The 17,990-nt window shown below is 35.7% G+C and carries 19 protein-coding genes; 15 read left to right on the forward strand and 4 right to left on the reverse strand.

From position 1 onward, the window contains the following. The first annotated feature begins 1 nt into the window (after nucleotide 1). The 14 genes from secY to JDW14_00680 all read left to right on the forward strand — a co-directional run bounded on the left by secY (nucleotide 2) and on the right by JDW14_00680 (nucleotide 11,389). The gene (gene secY, locus JDW14_00615; protein ID QQD65666.1) at nucleotides 2–1,303 is read left to right on the forward strand and encodes a preprotein translocase subunit SecY; all 1,302 of its coding nucleotides are present in this window, start codon (nucleotides 2–4) and stop codon (nucleotides 1,301–1,303) included. Between the two features lie 15 nt (nucleotides 1,304–1,318). Then, nucleotides 1,319–1,969 carry an adenylate kinase gene (locus JDW14_00620; GenBank protein ID QQD65667.1) on the forward strand — a complete coding sequence of 217 codons (651 nt, stop codon included), beginning with the start codon at nucleotides 1,319–1,321 and terminating at the stop codon, nucleotides 1,967–1,969. Nucleotides 1,970–2,021: 52 nt separating this feature from the next. Beyond that, on the forward strand, nucleotides 2,022–2,240 hold the full coding sequence (gene infA / locus JDW14_00625) for a translation initiation factor IF-1 (GenBank protein ID QQD65668.1): 219 nt from the start codon (nucleotides 2,022–2,024) through the stop codon (nucleotides 2,238–2,240). Between the two features lie 31 nt (nucleotides 2,241–2,271). Next, nucleotides 2,272–2,385 (forward strand): 50S ribosomal protein L36, encoded by a 114-nt coding sequence (rpmJ, locus tag JDW14_00630; GenBank protein ID QQD65669.1) that lies wholly within the window; start codon nucleotides 2,272–2,274, stop codon nucleotides 2,383–2,385. Between the two features lie 23 nt (nucleotides 2,386–2,408). Further along, entirely contained in the window at nucleotides 2,409–2,771 is a 363-nt protein-coding gene (gene rpsM, locus JDW14_00635; protein ID QQD65670.1) for a 30S ribosomal protein S13, read from the forward strand. A gap of 32 nt (nucleotides 2,772–2,803) precedes the next feature. After that, nucleotides 2,804–3,196, forward strand: coding sequence for a 30S ribosomal protein S11 (rpsK, locus tag JDW14_00640; GenBank protein QQD65671.1), 393 nt, complete (start codon nucleotides 2,804–2,806; stop codon nucleotides 3,194–3,196). An 81-nt stretch (nucleotides 3,197–3,277) separates the two neighbouring features. Further along, nucleotides 3,278–4,222, forward strand: a complete 945-nt coding sequence (locus JDW14_00645) for a DNA-directed RNA polymerase subunit alpha (protein ID QQD65672.1) — start codon at nucleotides 3,278–3,280, stop codon at nucleotides 4,220–4,222. Nucleotides 4,223–4,253: 31 nt separating this feature from the next. Further along, on the forward strand, nucleotides 4,254–4,634 hold the full coding sequence (gene rplQ, locus JDW14_00650) for a 50S ribosomal protein L17 (protein QQD65673.1): 381 nt from the start codon (nucleotides 4,254–4,256) through the stop codon (nucleotides 4,632–4,634). Between the two features lie 489 nt (nucleotides 4,635–5,123). Continuing rightward, complete coding sequence (locus JDW14_00655; protein ID QQD65674.1) at nucleotides 5,124–6,890, forward strand: ABC transporter ATP-binding protein; 1,767 nt, start codon at nucleotides 5,124–5,126, stop codon at nucleotides 6,888–6,890. A 506-nt stretch (nucleotides 6,891–7,396) separates the two neighbouring features. Then, entirely contained in the window at nucleotides 7,397–8,236 is an 840-nt protein-coding gene (locus JDW14_00660) for an energy-coupling factor ABC transporter ATP-binding protein (protein ID QQD65675.1), read from the forward strand. Beyond that, nucleotides 8,206–9,087, forward strand: a complete 882-nt coding sequence (locus tag JDW14_00665) for an energy-coupling factor ABC transporter ATP-binding protein (GenBank protein QQD65676.1) — start codon at nucleotides 8,206–8,208, stop codon at nucleotides 9,085–9,087. The genes JDW14_00660 and JDW14_00665 overlap by 31 nt, the downstream gene beginning before the upstream one ends. Beyond that, complete coding sequence (locus JDW14_00670) at nucleotides 9,077–9,880, forward strand: energy-coupling factor transporter transmembrane protein EcfT (protein ID QQD65677.1); 804 nt, start codon at nucleotides 9,077–9,079, stop codon at nucleotides 9,878–9,880. The genes JDW14_00665 and JDW14_00670 overlap by 11 nt, the downstream gene beginning before the upstream one ends. 9 nt (nucleotides 9,881–9,889) lie before the next feature. Continuing rightward, entirely contained in the window at nucleotides 9,890–10,657 is a 768-nt protein-coding gene (gene truA, locus JDW14_00675) for a tRNA pseudouridine(38-40) synthase TruA (protein ID QQD65678.1), read from the forward strand. 150 nt (nucleotides 10,658–10,807) lie between these two features. Continuing rightward, entirely contained in the window at nucleotides 10,808–11,389 is a 582-nt protein-coding gene (locus JDW14_00680; protein QQD65679.1) for a xanthine phosphoribosyltransferase, read from the forward strand. A 47-nt stretch (nucleotides 11,390–11,436) separates the two neighbouring features. Here the strand turns inward: JDW14_00680 and JDW14_00685 are convergent, their stop codons facing one another. Both JDW14_00685 and JDW14_00690 read right to left on the reverse strand, forming a co-directional pair. Beyond that, nucleotides 11,437–12,504, reverse strand: coding sequence for an iron-containing alcohol dehydrogenase family protein (locus tag JDW14_00685; GenBank protein QQD65680.1), 1,068 nt, complete (start codon nucleotides 12,502–12,504; stop codon nucleotides 11,437–11,439). 22 nt (nucleotides 12,505–12,526) lie between these two features. Beyond that, a complete protein-coding gene (locus JDW14_00690; protein ID QQD65681.1) occupies nucleotides 12,527–13,513 on the reverse strand; it encodes a bile acid:sodium symporter family protein in 987 nt (328 codons plus the stop codon). A gap of 378 nt (nucleotides 13,514–13,891) precedes the next feature. Between JDW14_00690 and JDW14_00695 the strand changes: the two genes are divergently transcribed. After that, nucleotides 13,892–14,743, forward strand: a complete 852-nt coding sequence (locus JDW14_00695) for an aldo/keto reductase (GenBank protein ID QQD65682.1) — start codon at nucleotides 13,892–13,894, stop codon at nucleotides 14,741–14,743. 67 nt (nucleotides 14,744–14,810) lie between these two features. Here JDW14_00695 and galT read toward each other — a convergent pair whose 3' ends face one another. Both galT and JDW14_00705 read right to left on the reverse strand, forming a co-directional pair. After that, a complete protein-coding gene (galT, locus tag JDW14_00700) occupies nucleotides 14,811–16,310 on the reverse strand; it encodes a UDP-glucose--hexose-1-phosphate uridylyltransferase (protein QQD65683.1) in 1,500 nt (499 codons plus the stop codon). Between the two features lie 157 nt (nucleotides 16,311–16,467). Further along, on the reverse strand, nucleotides 16,468–17,781 hold the full coding sequence (locus JDW14_00705; GenBank protein ID QQD65684.1) for a metallophosphoesterase: 1,314 nt from the start codon (nucleotides 17,779–17,781) through the stop codon (nucleotides 16,468–16,470). Nucleotides 17,782–17,990: the final 209 nt, after the last annotated feature.

Genomic DNA, 17,990 nt, shown 5'->3' on the forward strand with positions numbered 1-17,990 from the left:
GATGTTTACCTTTTTGAAAAATGCATTTGCGAGCAAGGATATTCGTAACAGAATATTCTTCACGCTTTTCATTTTCGCAGTATTCAGATTAGGTTCTCATATTCCAGTTCCTGGTGTCAATGCAGCCGCAATTAAAACGTTAGCATCGGCTGGTGTATTGGGATTACTTAATACATTTGGTGGAGGGGCATTAGCTCGTTACTCTATCTTTGCATTAGGTGTATCTCCTTATATTACAGCATCCATTATTATTCAATTATTACAAATGGATATTGTGCCGAAGTTTACGGAGTGGGCTAAGCAAGGTGAAGTAGGTCGTCGTAAATTAAATCAAGCGACAACTTATGCAGGAATTTTAATTGGTTTTGTTCAAGCATACGGATTATCATTAGGTTTTAATCAATTATCTAGATTAAACTTAATCAAAAACCCAAGTATGCCTACATACTTAACAATTGCACTAGTCTTGACGGCTGGAACAATGTTTTTAGTATGGTTAGGGGAGCAAATCACTCGTAACGGTATCGGAAATGGTGTATCCATGTTAATTTTTGCGGGTATCGTTGCCGAAGTACCAAAGCAGTTTTATAGTTACTTCCAAACTTATTTAACAAATGCTGGAGATAAATTAACACGTAACTTATTGATATTGATGTTAATAATCTCAGTAATTGTGATATTGATTATTATTGTCGTAGTGATGGAGAGAGCACAGTTACGTATTCCGATTCATCATTCGAAAAAAGCATCTGGAGCAAAACATACTGCTCATTTACCATTAAAAATCAATTCAGCCGGAGTAATTCCAGTAATTTTTGCAACATCTGTAATTTCAACTCCACAAACAATTATGGGCTTTTTCAAATTTGGTAGTGAAGGTGGATGGAAAGCTGTCGTAGCGAATATCTTTAATTTGCAACATTTATATGGTGCGATTTTCTATACGATACTATTGATTCTATTCTCATACTTCTACTCATTAGTTCAAGTCAATCCGGAGAAAGTTGCTGAAAATTTACAAAAACAAGGTGGTTACATTCCAAGTGTAAGACCTGGTAAAGATACAGAAAACTTCTTAACTCGAACAATTAATCGTTTAAGTGGATTAGGAGCTTTGTATTTAACAATAATCGCAGTATTGCCAATTGTCGGAAGTTTCGTATGGAAAATTCCATCAAAAATTGCGTTGAGTGGTACAAGTTTATTAATCGTTGTAGGGGTTGCGATTGAAACAGCTAAACAAATTGAAGGTCGTATGGCGAAACGTCGTTACACTGGATTTTTACAGCTTGATAAGCAATAAAAAGGAAGCGATAGTATGAATATCTTATTAATGGGATTACCAGGCGCTGGTAAAGGAACACAAAGTGAATTTATCAAGCGTGATTATGAAGTGGTACATATTGCAACAGGTGATATGTTCCGAGAAGCGATAAAAAATGAAACACCGCTTGGTTTAAAAGCGAAATCATATACTGATCAAGGTAACCTTGTGCCAGATGAAGTAACGAATGGTATCGTTCGTGAACGTTTATCTCAACAAGATGTTGCTGAAAAAGGATTTATGTTAGATGGGTATCCACGAACAAGTGCTCAAGCAGAGGCGTTAGACTTAAACCTTAAAGAGTTAAATACGCAAATTGATGCTGTTATTTATATTAAGGTTGATCCAGAAGTTTTAAAAGAACGTTTGAGTGGGCGAATTATTTGCCGTAACTGTGGTGCAACTTATCATAAACTATATAATCCACCAAAAGTTGAAGGTGTATGTGATGTCTGTGGTTCAACGGATTTCTACCAACGAGAAGATGATAAACCTGAAAAGGTAGCACATCGAATTAATCTCCAAATGGAATCTATTCGACCTATACTTGAATATTATGACCAACGTGGATTGCTTCATACGATCGAAGGCGATCAAACAATTGAAGAAGTTTACCGTGAAGTGCGTTCTATTTTAGAAAAATAGGATGACAGGAATCATGACTTTGAGTATTAAAAGGTAAGAGGAGGAAGTATGAATGGCTAAAGATGATGTAATTGAAGTTGAAGGTACAGTCATTGAAACTTTACCGAATGCAATGTTTAAGGTTGAATTAGAGAACGGGCATGAAATTTTAGCTCACGTTTCAGGTAAAATTCGTATGAACTACATTCGAATCTTGCCGGGAGATAAAGTAACAATTGAATTATCTCCATACGATTTGACACGTGGTCGAATTACATACCGCTTTAAATAACCATCAGGTTTAAATTTAAGGAGGGAAATCAATGAAAGTTAGAGCATCAGTAAAACCAATCTGTGAAAAATGCAAAATTATTAAACGTAACGGAAAAGTTATGGTAATTTGCGAAAATCCAAAACATAAACAACGTCAAGGTTAATATAAAGGAGGTGCACAAGTAATATGGCTCGTATTGCAGGAGTAGATATTCCACGTGAAAAACGTGTAGTTATTTCATTAACATATATTTATGGAATCGGTAAAGTAACTGCTCAACGTATTTTAGCTGAAGCAAATGTATCAGAAGATACACGTGTTAAAGATTTATCAAACGATGAGTTAGACCGTATCCGTGCTATTATCGATGGCATCAAAGTTGAAGGTGACTTACGTCGTGAAGTTTCATTAAACATTAAACGTCTTCAAGAAATTGGTTCTTATCGTGGATTCCGTCACCGTAAAGGATTACCTGTACGTGGACAAAATACAAAAAATAATGCACGTACTCGTAAAGGACCTAAGAAAATGGTCGCAGGGAAAAAATAATTAAGAATTTAGGATAAGGAGGTAAATAGTTAATGGCAAAGAAACAACAAGCTCGTCGTCGTCGTCGTGTGAGAAAAAATATTGAAAAAGGCGTTGCACATATTCGCTCTACATTCAATAACACAATCGTGATGATTACAGACGTTAATGGTAACGCAATTTCTTGGTCTTCAGCAGGATCATTAGGTTTCCGTGGATCTAAAAAATCAACTCCATTTGCTGCTCAAATGGCATCTGAAGTTGCAGCTAAAGGTGCAATGGATCATGGTATGAAATCTGTTGAAGTTACTGTTAAAGGACCTGGTGCTGGTCGTGAATCAGCTATCCGTTCTTTACAAGCAACAGGATTAGATGTTACAGCAATTCGTGACGTAACGCCAATTCCACATAACGGTTGCCGTCCTCCAAAACGTCGCCGTGTATAATGGGATTTACTCATTAAGCTACATGTAATGCTACAAAATTATCATTACAATAAAACGTTTTGAAAGGGGATATGATAATCAATGATCGAGATTGAAAAGCCAGAAATTAGAACGATTGAAGTCAGTGACGATTCCAAATTTGGTAAAATCGTGATTGAGCCACTAGAACGTGGATATGGAACAACCCTTGGAAACTCATTACGTCGTATTTTGTTATCTTCGTTACCTGGAGTCGCTGTTACTAGCATCCAAATTGATGGAGTATTACATGAATTTGCTACCGTGAAAGGCGTTGTTGAAGACGTCCCAACGATAATTCTTCATTTGAAACAGTTAGCATTGAAATTGCATTCTCAAGAATCTAAAGTGATTGAATTAAATGTAGTAGGACCTAAGAAAGTGACTGCTGCTGATATTATTCATGACAATGAAGTACAAATTTTAAATCCTGATTTATATATTTGTACATTAGCTGAAGGTGCTGAATTAAATATGCAAATCAATGTGGCAACTGGTCGTGGTTATGTTCGTGGAGAACACAACAAACGTGAAGATATGCCAATTGGAGTATTACCAATTGATTCGATTTATACACCTATTCAAAAGGTTAATTATCAAGTTGAGAACACACGTATTGGGCAAAAAAATGTCTATGACAAATTAACGATGGATATTTGGACCGACGGTTCAATTAGCCCTGAAAAATCTTTAAGTTTAGCAGCAAAAATTATGACTGAACATTTAAATATTTTTGTGAACTTAAATGATGAAGCCCGTCATACTGAAATCATGGTTGAAAAAGAAGAAGCAGAAAAAGAAAAAATGCTTGTTATGACCATTGAAGAACTTGACTTATCAGTTCGTTCTTACAACTGCTTGAAACGTGCAGGTATTAACACAATTCAAGAGTTAACGAATAAGAGCGAAGCTGAAATGATTAAAGTCCGTAACTTAGGTCGTAAATCGTTAGAAGAAGTTAAGCAAAAACTTGAAAACTTAGATTTAAGTTTACGTCAAGATGACTAATAAATAGACAATGTAAAGGAGGAAACCAAGCATGGCATACCGTAAATTAGGACGTAAAAGTGCTCAACGTAAAGCAATGCTACGTGATTTAACAACAGACGTATTAATTAACGAGCGTATTGAAACAACTGAAGCACGTGCTAAAGAAGTTCGTAAATTTGTTGAAAAAATGATCACTTTAGCTAAACGTGGTGATTTAGCAGCACGCCGTCAAGCAGCAGCTTTCTTACGCAATGAAATTGCAGATGCTCGTATTGAAGGTGAAGAAGTTGTTGTTGAACGTGTATTACAACGTTTATTCGATACTTATGCAACTCGTTACGCAGAACGTAATGGTGGTTACACACGTATCCTTAAAAAAGGACCTCGTCGTGGTGATGGCGCACCAATGGTAATTATCGAGTTAGTATAATAATTGCTTTATTAGCAGTAACTTTTATGATGGGAGTGTTATGATTATTACATTGATGTAATGGTCTAGCTCTAAGCACACCGATTTTTCGGAAAAGTCAAGGTATCCTTTAGTGTGGTACCTTGACATGTGCTAACATCGTAAAAGCTTTTTTTAATATTATTGTGCACTTGGACTTTGGTTCAAGTGTTTTTTGCGTTGCAATTGAAATTTTTGAATGGTTTATTGAAAATAAATATATTTGAATGTTGTGTTATAAAAATGATTGGTATAAAATAAAAGTATAAAGTAACCGTTTTAAGTACCTATACATAGTTCGAGGAGTGAATGTGTCATGAACAATTTAGAGTAGCTTTTGACGTAGGCATATTTATATGCTAGTAATATTTCATTTTGATATTTTATAATTAGTCGAGTTTGTTCGCTATTAATATCAGACTTAATTAGGAAATGGTATATATAAAAGATATGGAAGAGGTGAATAATAATATGCAGTTAAAAAAATATTTTGAATTGTATTCTAAAAGTTTAAGACTTATTTTTAGAGCAGATGTAAAAGTAACCTTATTAATATTGTTAATTGTTCCAATTCAATATTTAATTCCCACATTAAATGTTTGGGTGTCAAATGTTTTAATTAATTTGGTTGCGCAACAACAGTTTTCTTCTGTGAATCTCTACTTAATATTTTGGAGTGTATTATTTGTACTCAATAATTTGACAGTTCCACTCAATGTCTTTCTACAAGGACAGCTGACTGATAAACTAACACTATATTTGAATACTAGTTTGATAGATAAAACTGAAGAAATGATGACCATTGAATTATTTGAAGATTCTGAATTTTACGATGATATTAATGTGATTCAATCTGAAGCGAGTTGGCGACCAGTTAATTTAATTGTATTTGGGTCAAGCGTTATTGGAAATTTGATTACGTTAATTTCTATGCTGTGGCTATTGGTAGATTTTCATCTGTTGATTGCAGTGGCAATTTTAATTGTATTAATACCACAAGGGTTGATGTTTTACAGAATTCAGCAACAAGCATTTGAAACATTAGTATCGAATAGCCCTGAATCAAGAAAACTTAATTATTATGGTAGTTTAAGTTTATCAAATCAAGCCATTAAAGAAGTAAAAATGTATAATATGCATTCATTTATCAAAAATAAATACTTAGATACGTATAAAAAGATAATTGTTGGTGTAAAAAATAATCGTCTGAAACAGTTCAGTATTTCAATTAGCTTTCTTTTTGTCACAGCACTAATTAGTGTGGGTGGTTTTGTTTATGTATTAAATGGAGTAACAAAAGGAAGATTTGCTGCCGGTTCAATTTTGATTTTTTCAAGTGCGATTGTTTATACGATGCAAAGTATGTCTAGGGTAATAGAAGAGAGTAGTTTACTTTATGATACATTACTTTATATGGAACGATACTTTAATTTTATGGGTGCGTCAGTTAGTGCGTCAAATTCAAATACATCAGTTGACACATTTTCAAAAATCAGTGTAGATAATTTGTCGTTCCGGTATCCCAATACAACCGCAAATGTTTTAAATCAAGTTAGTTTTGATATTGAAAAAGGTCAAAAAATTGCTATCGTTGGTGAAAATGGTTCAGGTAAGACAACGCTTGTAAAATTATTATGCGGTTTGTATCAAGCACCTGATAATGCGATTAAAATTGATAATATGAGTATCAATTCATTAGATATAACACAATATCGGTCACTGATAGCCACTGTTTTTCAGGATTATTATCGATATAATTTTACATTAAAAGAAAATATTAACATATCTGATTTAACGAACACTAATGAAGCTGATATAGTATTAGCTTTAACAAAGAGTGGTTTTTATCCTGAAAAATCAAATATTGACTTAGACCAACAATTAGGGAAAATATTTGCTGATGCTACCGATTTATCTGGTGGAGAATGGCAGAAAATTGCTTTATCTCGTGCGTTTTTTGCAGATAAAGACATTTTGATACTTGATGAGCCTACTGCTGCTATTGATGCTAAACTTGAAAACAAAATTTACAAACAATTTTTAGAATTATCAACTGGAAAAACTGTTATTTTCGTGACACATCGATTATCGAGTGTTAAAAAAGCCGATAAAGTGTTACTAATTAAACGTGGTGAAGTTGTAGCATTTTCAAGTCATGAGGAATTGATGCAATCGAATGATTACTACAAGGAATTATATCAATTACAAGCAGAACCGTATTCTAGCTTGCTGGATTGATTTGTTGCCTATAACTTTTCTAGTGGCTGAGATATACACCATGGGTATCTAAGTCATGATGTATAAACCCGTATGAATGAGCAAATACTTAGATAATCTTAAGTTTCAATTTATTTCTTATTGACAGTACATATTATTAAAATAATACAGCACTTGGTAGAACAAATCATCTTTGTCAAGTGCTTTATTATTTTGCCGTAAAAGGTATATTCAAAATATATTGCACACTTGGGTAATTTCGATATAATTCCCGATATAATTTATGTCCGAATGCTGAATATTAAAACGGAAAAGTATTAAATTAAAAGGTATCTGTGTTATAATGTTATGTATGTATTTAGTTGAGAATTGCTAATAATAGCTGAAAATAAGTATATTCAATCAAAGTATTGGATTTTGATTGTGAGTTTAAACAATGAGTGTTAAAAAAACTTATTGGAGTAAGAATGAATAGAGTGTGAGCGAGGGCAGTCAGCCTTGAACGAGCCAGAAAAGGAGTATAATAGATGTCAGATTCTATTTTTGAAATTAAAGATTTGTCATTTAAATATTTTGACTCAGAATACCAAGCATTAAAGGATGTTTCTTTTTCAATTAAAAAGGGAGAATGGATTGCGATTATTGGACCTAATGGTTCAGGTAAATCAACTTTGGCAAAAATTTTGAATGGGTTATTAGTTCCAGATGCCGGAGAAGTGTATGTCAATGGACAATTACTTGATGAAAATACCGTTTGGGACGTCCGCCGTACAGTCGGTATGGTTTTTCAAAATCCTGATAACCAATTTGTTGGGGCAACTGTGGAGGATGATGTAGCATTTGGTTTAGAGAATCATGGTGTGCCACGTTCGGAGATGATACAACGTATCGAAGAAGCCTTGGCAGAAGTTAGAATGGAATCGTTTCGTAAAAGTGAACCGGCAAGATTGTCGGGTGGACAAAAACAGCGTGTGGCGATTGCGAGTGTTTTAGCCTTGCGTCCAGATGTTATCATTTTAGATGAGGCGACAGCGATGTTAGACCCACTTGGTCGTCGTGAAGTGATTGAAGCGATAAAGAAAGTAAAAGAACATCATCATTTGACGGTGATTTCCATTACGCATGATATTGATGAGGCGAGTTATGCTGACCGTATTTTAGTAATGAATCAAGGGGATTTGGTGGAGCAAAACACACCGGATAAGATTTTTGAGCGAGGTGATGAATTAATTCAGATGGGATTAGATGTGCCATTTGCTCAAAAATTAAAAGAAGGTTTAGCAAATAGAGGAATTAATGTTCCGGAAGAATATTTATCAGAGGAGGCACTACTTGAATGGTTAACAACATCGTATTTGAGCAAGTAGGCTATACATATAATGCAAACTCTCCGTTTGAGTACCGAGCGTTATATGATATTAATCTTGAAATACCAGCAGGAAAGATTACAGCGATTGTTGGGCATACAGGTTCAGGTAAATCTACTTTACTGCAACATTTGAATGTGTTAGTGAGACCGACAACTGGGTCTGTAACGATTGCAGGAGAAAAAGTTACGGCTACGTCGAAACATGAGTCATTGAAACCATTGCGTAAAAAAGTAGGAGTTGTCTTTCAATTTCCAGAGGCGCAGTTATTTGAAGAAACGGTCTTAAAAGATGTGATGTTCGGGCCGTTAAATTTCGGTGCGACAGAGGAAGCAGCAGAAAGGATTGCACGTGAAAAATTAGCATTAGTGGGCATATCCGAAACTTTATACAGTCGGTCGCCATTTGATTTGAGTGGCGGACAAATGCGACGTGTTGCGATTGCTGGTGTACTAGCTCTTGAGCCTGAAATATTAGTTTTAGATGAACCGACAGCTGGATTAGACCCAATGGGACATGTTCAAATGTTAGAAATGTTTGTGAATTTACAAAAGACACAAAATTTAACAATGGTAATGGTAACGCACCATATGGAAGATGTGGTGTCGTATGCAGAGCATGTGATTGTGATGAATCAAGGAACGAAATTAACGGAAGGTTCGCCAGAGGCATTGTTTCAAGATGATGAATGGTTAAATGATTATCAATTAGGATTACCAAATACATTACATTTTATGAAGCGTTTGGAAGAACGACTAGGTATTGCACACACACATTATCCATTATCAGTTGAAGCCTTAATTGATGACATTATTGCCTTGAAAGATGAGGAGGGAACTGATGTTAGATAAATTATTATTAGGTCGCTATATTCAATCGGATTCATTTATTCATCGTTTAGATCCACGTACGAAATTATTAGGTAGTTTTTATTTTATTGGGATTATTTTCTTAGCTAATAATTTATGGGGTTATGGTTTACTGATTCTATTTACTTTTTTAGCGATTGCATTGACAGGGATTAAGCTATCTTATTTTATTAATGGTGTCAAACCGATGATTTGGTTAATCTTGTTTACGGTTGTCTTTCAAATATTTTTCACTATTGGTGGTGAAGTTTATTTTCAATGGGGGCCGATAGTGATTACGTCATTAGGGGTAATTAATGCTATTTATATCTTTTTACGATTGGTATTAATTATTATGATGTCAACGATTTTAACTTTGACAACAGCACCATTGGAATTAGCAGACGGGATTGAACATATGTTACGTCCATTAGAAAAAATAGGTTTTCCGTCGCATGAAATTGCACTAATGCTTTCAATAGCCTTACGTTATGTACCGACATTAATTGATGAGGCACAAAAAATTATGAATGCTCAACGTTCTCGTGGTGTAGAATTTGACCAAGGGTCTTTTATTCAACGAATGAAAGCAGTGGTACCAGTACTTGTACCATTATTTGTCAGTGCATTTAATCGTGCCGAAGAAATGGCGACAGCTATGGAGGCACGTGGCTATCGTGGTGGCGAGGGACGCACAAAGTTCAGACAATTACAGTTTACAAGACAGGATTTTTGGGTTGTGTTGGCATTTGTTATTGTGACAGTTGCGTTGATTGCACTTCGTTTGTATGTGTAAGAGGTTGTTATGCCAAGATATGCAATAAAATTACAGTATGACGGTACGCAATACGTGGGGTATCAAGTGCAACCGAATGGGCCAACGATTCAAGCGGCCTTAGAAAAAGCACTTGCCACAATGGCAAAATTAAAAAAAGGAGAGCATATTCCGACATCTAGTTCAGGACGAACGGATTCAGGTGTGCATGCATTGGGGCAGGTAGTGCATTTTGATTATCCTGCTGCCATTCACCCTGAGGCTTTGCAGCGTGCACTCAATAGTTTATTGGACGATTCTATTTGTGTGGTGGCTGCTGCACGAGTTGCTGATGATTTTCATGCTCGGTATCATAGTGTAGCGAAAGAATATATTTATCGAGTGGATATCGGGCAGTTTCCGAATCCATTTAAACGTTTATATACAACGCACCATGGGTATCGCTATGATTTACAACGTATGCAGATAGCTATTCAATCCATTATTGGAACACATGATTTTACGAGTTTTTGCTCAACCAAGACGGACAAGGAAGACAAAGTCCGTACGATATATGAGGCACAAGTGTATGAAGATTTAGACAATCAAGAATTAGTCTTTCGTTTTTATGGCAATGGTTTTTTATATAATATGATTCGGATATTGGTTGGAACTCTATTGCAAATAGGTGACGGATTAAAGCCAGTTGATGAATTGGTACGCTTAATTGAAGTAAAAAATCGCAATCAAGCGGGGCCAACAGCTCCTCCACAAGGTTTGTATATGAATCGTGTGGAGTATGAAAATGAAATTTTTTAAAAAGATAGTCGTTGTTGTTCGGATAAAAAGACGAACGATACGGCTATTTTTTTGCGTTATTTCAATATTTGGTAGCGATTAGGATAGGATTAGGTCATAATAGGAGTATAGTAATTACGTTTATACAGAGATAGAAAGGATTCGTTAAGTATGAGTTATTTAAAAGAACGCATTTTAAAAGACGGAAAAGTATTGCCTAACAATGTCATTAAAGTGGATTCATTTATGAATCACCAAATCGACCCACAAATTATGCAAGAGATTGGGATTGATTTTTATTATCGTTTTCGTCAAGCTGGGATAACAAAAGTATTAACGATTGAAGCATCGGGGATTGCTCCGGCAATTATTACAGCTGCTCATTTTAAAGTGCCGATGTTATTTGCTAAAAAGACGCAGCCGTCTACATTGAAAAATCAAGAACGTTATGAAACAGATGTTCATAGTTATACTAAAAATGTAACTAGTCGTGTGATTATTTCAAAACAATATTTAAATGAAAATGACCGAGTGTTAATTATTGATGACTTCTTAGCGAATGGAGAAGCTGCGTTAGGTTTGATTGATTTAGTTGAGCAGGCAGGTGCAACTGTTGTTGGTGTTGGTATTTGTATTGAAAAATCATTTCAAGCTGGGCGTCAAAAACTAGAAGCAAAGGGCGTGCCAGTACATTCGATTTGTCGTATTTCTTCACTTGAAAATCAACAAATTCAGTTTTTAGAAAGCAATTAAAAAACAGCGAGAAACATAGCTTTTGTTTCTCGCTGTTTTTGTTAAAGTTATAGTGATTCTAAGGTCAAGATTGCTTGGTAAACATCGTCGCTAGTACAATCTGGTTTGGCTAAGTTAAAGGTTTCAGCGTCAGATGCAGCAAAATCGGCGATTGTGCGTGCATGAGTTTCAAGATTATCTGTTACATTAAATTCTGATAATTTTGCTTTGAAACCATTGGTATGATAGAAGTCTAACAGGCGATGAACTTCGTCCATTTGATTGAGTGCTACTAGTTGGACTAAAATGCCGTAGGCTACTTTGACTCCATGCTCAAATTCATGAGTTTCATGAACGAGCGACATTCCATTATGAACAGCATGTGCACCGGACATTCTTCCGTATTCACCGGCAAAACCACCGACAGAACCGGCAATGGCAAATATCGCATCGACCACACGATGAAATTCCGGTGAATATTGTTTTGTTTGCAAACTTTGAATAGCTAATTGGCTGTCACGCAGTAAGATTTCTTGCGTTAATTTTGCACTATTAAGCCCCATTGATACCATAGCTGGCCATGACTCAAGACGTTCAGCAATAGCGATTGCCTCATACCATTTTGCCAATGTATCGCCAATGCCACCCATTAAATATTTCAATGGAGAGTCTAAGAGTAAATCTAAATCAACTAAGCAAACATAAGCTGCACGTGGATAGTAGTCGACTGTTTTAAATGAGTGATTAGGGTGATAGACAGCAGATAATGGTGTGTAGGCTGCACATGTACCTAATACGGTAGGAATTGTGATATATTCGACATTCAATAATTCTGCTGTTCCTTTAGCCGTATCGAGCACCTTGCCACCACCAATTCCGATGACAATATCCGTATCGACAGGTGCTTGTTGAGCTAAATGAGCCATATTTTCATTGGAAGCTGTTCTATCGTATTTCAATACATTAAAGGCCCGAGTCCCGGGATAAAATTTCAAAAAAGCATCATAAGATAAATCGCCTGTAATAATTAAAGGCTGCTTAAACATAGAGATTTTTTCATCTAAATAACGTAAAGCCCCTGATTCGCTAATATATTGACCGACACCAGGACGTGTGACTTGAGCAAGTGTTAACATAAAGTGTTCCTTCTTTCTAAAATTATGATGCAGATGTTACAGATGATTTGGCTCTTTTACTGAACGGTAGGCTAAATGAATCACGTGCATCTCTTGCTGCACAAAGATTGGCATAAAGGCTACCAAATAAGGTATGTACGACTGCACCAGCAGCACCGGCTACGGCAACTATTGGTGAAAAATGAGCTAATCCTAGACTAGCAGCTAATCCAGTGTTTTGCAAGCCGATTTCAACAGCCATTGCACGAGTTGTTTTTTTATCTAACTTAAATAAAAATCCTAATAAGTAGCCGAAGCTATAACCACTTAAATTATGTAAGAATACAACGAAAAACATTAAGGCTCCTGTTGATAGTAAAGTGTCACGATTTACAGCAACAGTACCCATTAACACAACGAGTACAGCAACGGAAGATAGTGTAGGTAATGTTGCTCCGATTTTTTGCGTGTGCGAACCGAAGAAATAGTTAACTAATAACCCTAGTACCACAGGCACTAAAACTACTTTGACAATTGATAGAAACATTGCCATAAAACTTACTTCTAAATAAGCTCCACCATATAATGATAACATGAATGGTGTTAAAAGTGGGCTTAATAAAGTTGAAACACTAGTGGCACTAATTGATAAGGGAACATCACCATTTGCTAAATAGGTAATTACATTTGATGATGTACCACCAGGGACTGAACCAACTAGGATTAGCCCCAATGCCATTTCACTAGGCAAATGAAAGAGTTGCGATAGCATAAAAGCTGAAAATGGCATGAATAAATATTGGGCTACTTCAACTAATAAAATGCGAGTAGGTTTACGGAAGACTTCGCTAAAATCTTTTAAGGTCATGGTTAATCCCATTGTAAACATGATGAATTGTAAAAGATAAGTGACAATCGCTGTTGCCCATGTAAAATAATTTGGTAAGAATAGGGCAATCCCAGTCGCTGCTAAGACAGTCCAAGATAAGTAGTCACGGAATAATCGGTTAAAGTTTGTAAATAAATTCATTGTAATCGCTCCTTATATTTTTTATTAAGACAAAAGAAAAACCTTTCTCATTCACTATGAATGGGAAAGGCTGAAACTTATAAATCCCATTCTAGATTAACACGAATAGGACTTGTTTAATTGAATGAATCAACTAACTAAGTCCTGAAGTTAATAATAATAATGACATTATTAAAAGAATGGTATAACATTTGATAAGCTCCTCTCGCTGAATTAATGTAAGATTAATTTAACACACATAAAATTAAAAATCAACTATAAAATTAAAAAAACTCACATTTTCAATCGTTTGACTGTTAGGTAGTTCCTTAAATTACTTTACTACGTTAATTATATCAACTATAATGAAAGCGGAATAATATTGAGGGGATGATGAAAATGACAGAAACTGTAGTATTTCATAATGGCGTAACTATGCCAAGTATTGGATTTGGTACATGGCAATTACCGGAAGCTGATAATGTTGCCTATGATGCAGTGAAGCATGCGTTAAGTGTAGGGTATCGTCATATTGATACAGCACAAATTTATGGGAATGAAAAGGCAGTCGGTCTAGCGATTAAAGATAGTGAGTTAGCAAGAGAAGAAATTTTTGTTACGACTAAGGTTTGGAATAATCAGCGTGGTTATGAAAATACGAAGCAATCACTTGAAGAATCGCTTGAAAAATTACAATTAGAGTATATTGATTTAGTGTTGATTCATTGGCCAAATCCAAAAGCATTACGTGAGATTTCTCCGGATGAGTGGAAAAAAGCGAATGCAGAGTCTTGGCGTGCAATGGAAGATTTATACGAAGCAGGCAAAATTCGTGCGATTGGTGTGTCGAATTTCATGGTACATCATTTAGAATCATTGAAAGAACAAGCTCGTATTCAGCCAATGGTCAATCAAATATTATTGGCACCTGGTCTATTACAACAAGATGTTGTGAACTATTGTCGAGCGAATCATATTGTATTGGAAGCATACAGTCCTTTCGGTAGTGGTAAATTATTTAGCAATGAAATCGTAGCTGCAATGGCAGAACGTTATAATCGTTCAGCGGCACAAATTGCATTACGTTGGAGTTTAGACCATGGTTTTGTACCATTGCCACGTTCAAGCTCAGCTGAAAACATTCAAAATAACTTAGATGTTGATTTTGAATTAGCAGCAGCAGACCGTGAAATTTTGGATACATTAAAAGGTATTGCTGAATATCAAAGTCCTGATGAACGTGATTTTTAATTGAATAGAGAAAGAGCCCCTAAAGTATATAAAATACTTTGGGGCTTTATTTGAGTTTAAACTAATCTTATTGCTGATTAAATGCTGCAATAAAACGCATAAGAGCAGCGATACCTTGCTCGTCTTGTTTGAAGACACCTGCGTCTTCTAAGACACGACCAAATTTGTCAGCAACAGCTTGTTCAATAAGTGCTTGAATATTGTTTTCATTGATTTCTGTATGACGAGATTGAAGTTCTTGTGCCCACTCTTGGTGCATAGTTGCAACGGTTGAAAGTGGCGTAGCACCTAATAAGTATTGTTTTACTGCTTCTAATTCAGCGACTAAGCGTGGTGGTAGGATAGCGAGTCCCATTACTTCGATTAAACCGATATTTTCTTTTTTGATGTGTTGAACATCTTGATGTGGGTGGAACAATCCGTCTGGGTGTTCTTCCGTCGTACGATTATTTCTCAATACAATATCTAACTCAAAAGCATTGCCACGACGACGTGCAACCGGTGTGACCGTATTATGTGGCGTGTCATCAGTATAGGCGATAACATCTACGCTTTCATCAGAGTACTCACGCCAAAAGTTTAAAATAGCTTCTCCGGCATCTGCTACATCTTGACGTTTATCAGCAGTAAGTCGAATCACCGTCATTGGCCATTTGACCAATTGTGCAGAAACTGTCGGATATTGAGATAATTTAACAGTATCAAAGACAGTTGCACGTTCCATTGGGAAAGTATAGCGTCCACCTTGATAGTGGTCATGAGCTAATATAGAACCACCAACAATTGGTAAATCAGCATTTGAACCAGCAAAATAATGTGGTAAGCGTTCAACGATTGCAAGTAAATTATCAATCGCTTTGCGGTCAATTTTCATTGGAGTATGCTTTTCGCTTAAAAAGATACTATGTTCATTATAGTAAACGTAAGGCGAATACTGCATACCATAGTGGCGACCGTCTAAATCCAGACGTACCAAACGGTGTTGCTGACGAGCAGGGTGATTGCTGCGTCCTTTGTAGCCCTCATTTTCCATACAGAGTAAGCATAATGGATAATTAGATTGCTTTGCTGTTTTGGCTAGAGCAATTTCTTTAGGGTCTTTTTCAGGTTTAGATAAGTTAATGGTAATATCTAAATCTCCGTATTGTTTGTATGATGCGCTAAATTGAATGTTTTTAGCGATATTGCGTGTTTTAATATAATCATTTGTTTGCGATAAATGATAAAAATAGTTTGTCGCTTTTTCAGGATGTTCTTGGTATAATTTCCAAAATGTTTCATTTAATTGTGACGGACTTGGTGTAATTAAATCCATTACGGCTGCTTCAAATTGTTCTTTTGCATAGCCGATATTTTCAATCACATTATTTTCAACAGCATATTGTGTCAAATTATCCATTAAAGTTAGTAAATGTGTTTTATTGCTTACTTCATTGGTTAATTCATCAATATTTACTAAAGCCATTAAGCGATTCGTTATATAGTGGCGGTCAATCGGATTAATTAATTCTTGTTCAATTGCACTGTTGACAAAGTTATTAATGGTTACAGAGATGGCGTTTGTCATGAAAAGCCTCCTAATATTTTTTTAATCTAAATTTATTATACAATGTGTGGGCATCGCTTTCAAGACAACGGCGAGAAAGGTATCCTGTAAATTTGAAAGGCTGTCTCTATATAACAAAACAGCCAATTTTGTTAATCGGCTGTTTGCTGTTTATTTTTCACCACTTAATTTCCAAAGGAGCTGTATAGTCAGGAAGTTCGTGGTCAATTCGTTCGATGTAGTGTTTAAATATACGACTGCCGTTAGATTTGATGAGCTGATGAATTTTATCTAAATCACTAAAGTGACTTAAATCAAAGGACTGAATCGGTTTTCCTGCAAAAAATGCTAGATTGACTAGAGCGATATAATCAGCTACTTCTTCAAGAATTGGCTCATCGTCATGATACCAACCACCGTCAATCATTTCACGAAAAGCAAATTGACGGCTACTAATATTGAATAATTCTGCCATATAAGTAGAATATTCTGTTAAATTTTTGTCCGTTTGTTGAGTGGCTTTTGCCCACTGCTCTACCTTTAATGGCTCAGCCGTATAGGTGATTTTTTCATGGTTGAGTTGATACTTGCCGATATAGGACGGATATGATGAAAATGCTCCGGTCACAATATCGGTTAAGTGATGCCCACGTTCTTCGAGATGTGCCACATGTTGTGTGTGAATATGTCCACTGATAGTCAAAGGGATATTGTATCGGAATAATAATTCACGAAAATCAACTGCATTGTCCAGTGTATAGTTTTTTTCTAATTGAGAAAAATGGGTAATCGAATTATGGTGGACAACAGGTAGCACGTTTATATTTTTATCTTTGGCTTGCTTTAAAATGGATTCAATCCAAGTGAGTGTTTCTTTTTTGATAATACCATTGGTAGCTGGTACGCCATGCCCCTCTGTTTGTGTATAAATATTACTGTCAATCATCAATAGCCACAAAGAATCATTGAGTGAAGCAACATAACTTAGACTATGCTCATCTTGTTCGATTGCTTCATCGTAACCATGATTGGCATAAAGGGCTTTGAAATCTGGTGGCAATACTTGGCGTGTATGAAGAAAGTCCTCGCCGTCAAACTTTCGAGCCCAGCCACTGGAAATATCATGATTGCCAGGGATAACATAGACTTTTGTACCAAGTTCTTCAATTTTATCGAAAAAATTAGCTAAATCAGCCATGCTTTGATACTCGCCATTCAAACTTAAATCGCCGGATACAATTAAACTATCTGGTTTAGCTACTTGAATTTCGCCAATGAGTGCCTCCATGCGTTCCACTCCGTAGTCAAAGTCTTTTCCAGCACTTGTTTTTTGGATATGCTGATAAGCTTCGCCTTTATCATGTAATGACGGAGATAGGTAATGGACATCGGTGATGACCCAAATAGTTGTATCTTCTTGTGCTATGACTGGGGCAGGTATTAGCCATAGGAGTATTGTGAGTAGAAATAGGACTGTATATTTATTTAACATAAGAAAAACTCCTTAGTTAGACTTTTATGAGTTGAAAAGATATCTCATTGTCGTATTGTGTTTTATAGTTGATATGAAAATTTTATCAGACAATGGTAACAATGTACAAAAATAACGGATTGTTTGATACAAAAAGGAACTCACCTACCCTGTTAAAATCTTTTATACTTCTTGATTTCTGAATATGCCGTAAAGGAAGAATTATTGAT

Source organism: Aerococcaceae bacterium zg-252 (assembly GCA_016237705.1).
Taxonomy (GTDB): domain Bacteria; phylum Bacillota; class Bacilli; order Lactobacillales; family Aerococcaceae; genus Globicatella; species Globicatella yangjingiae.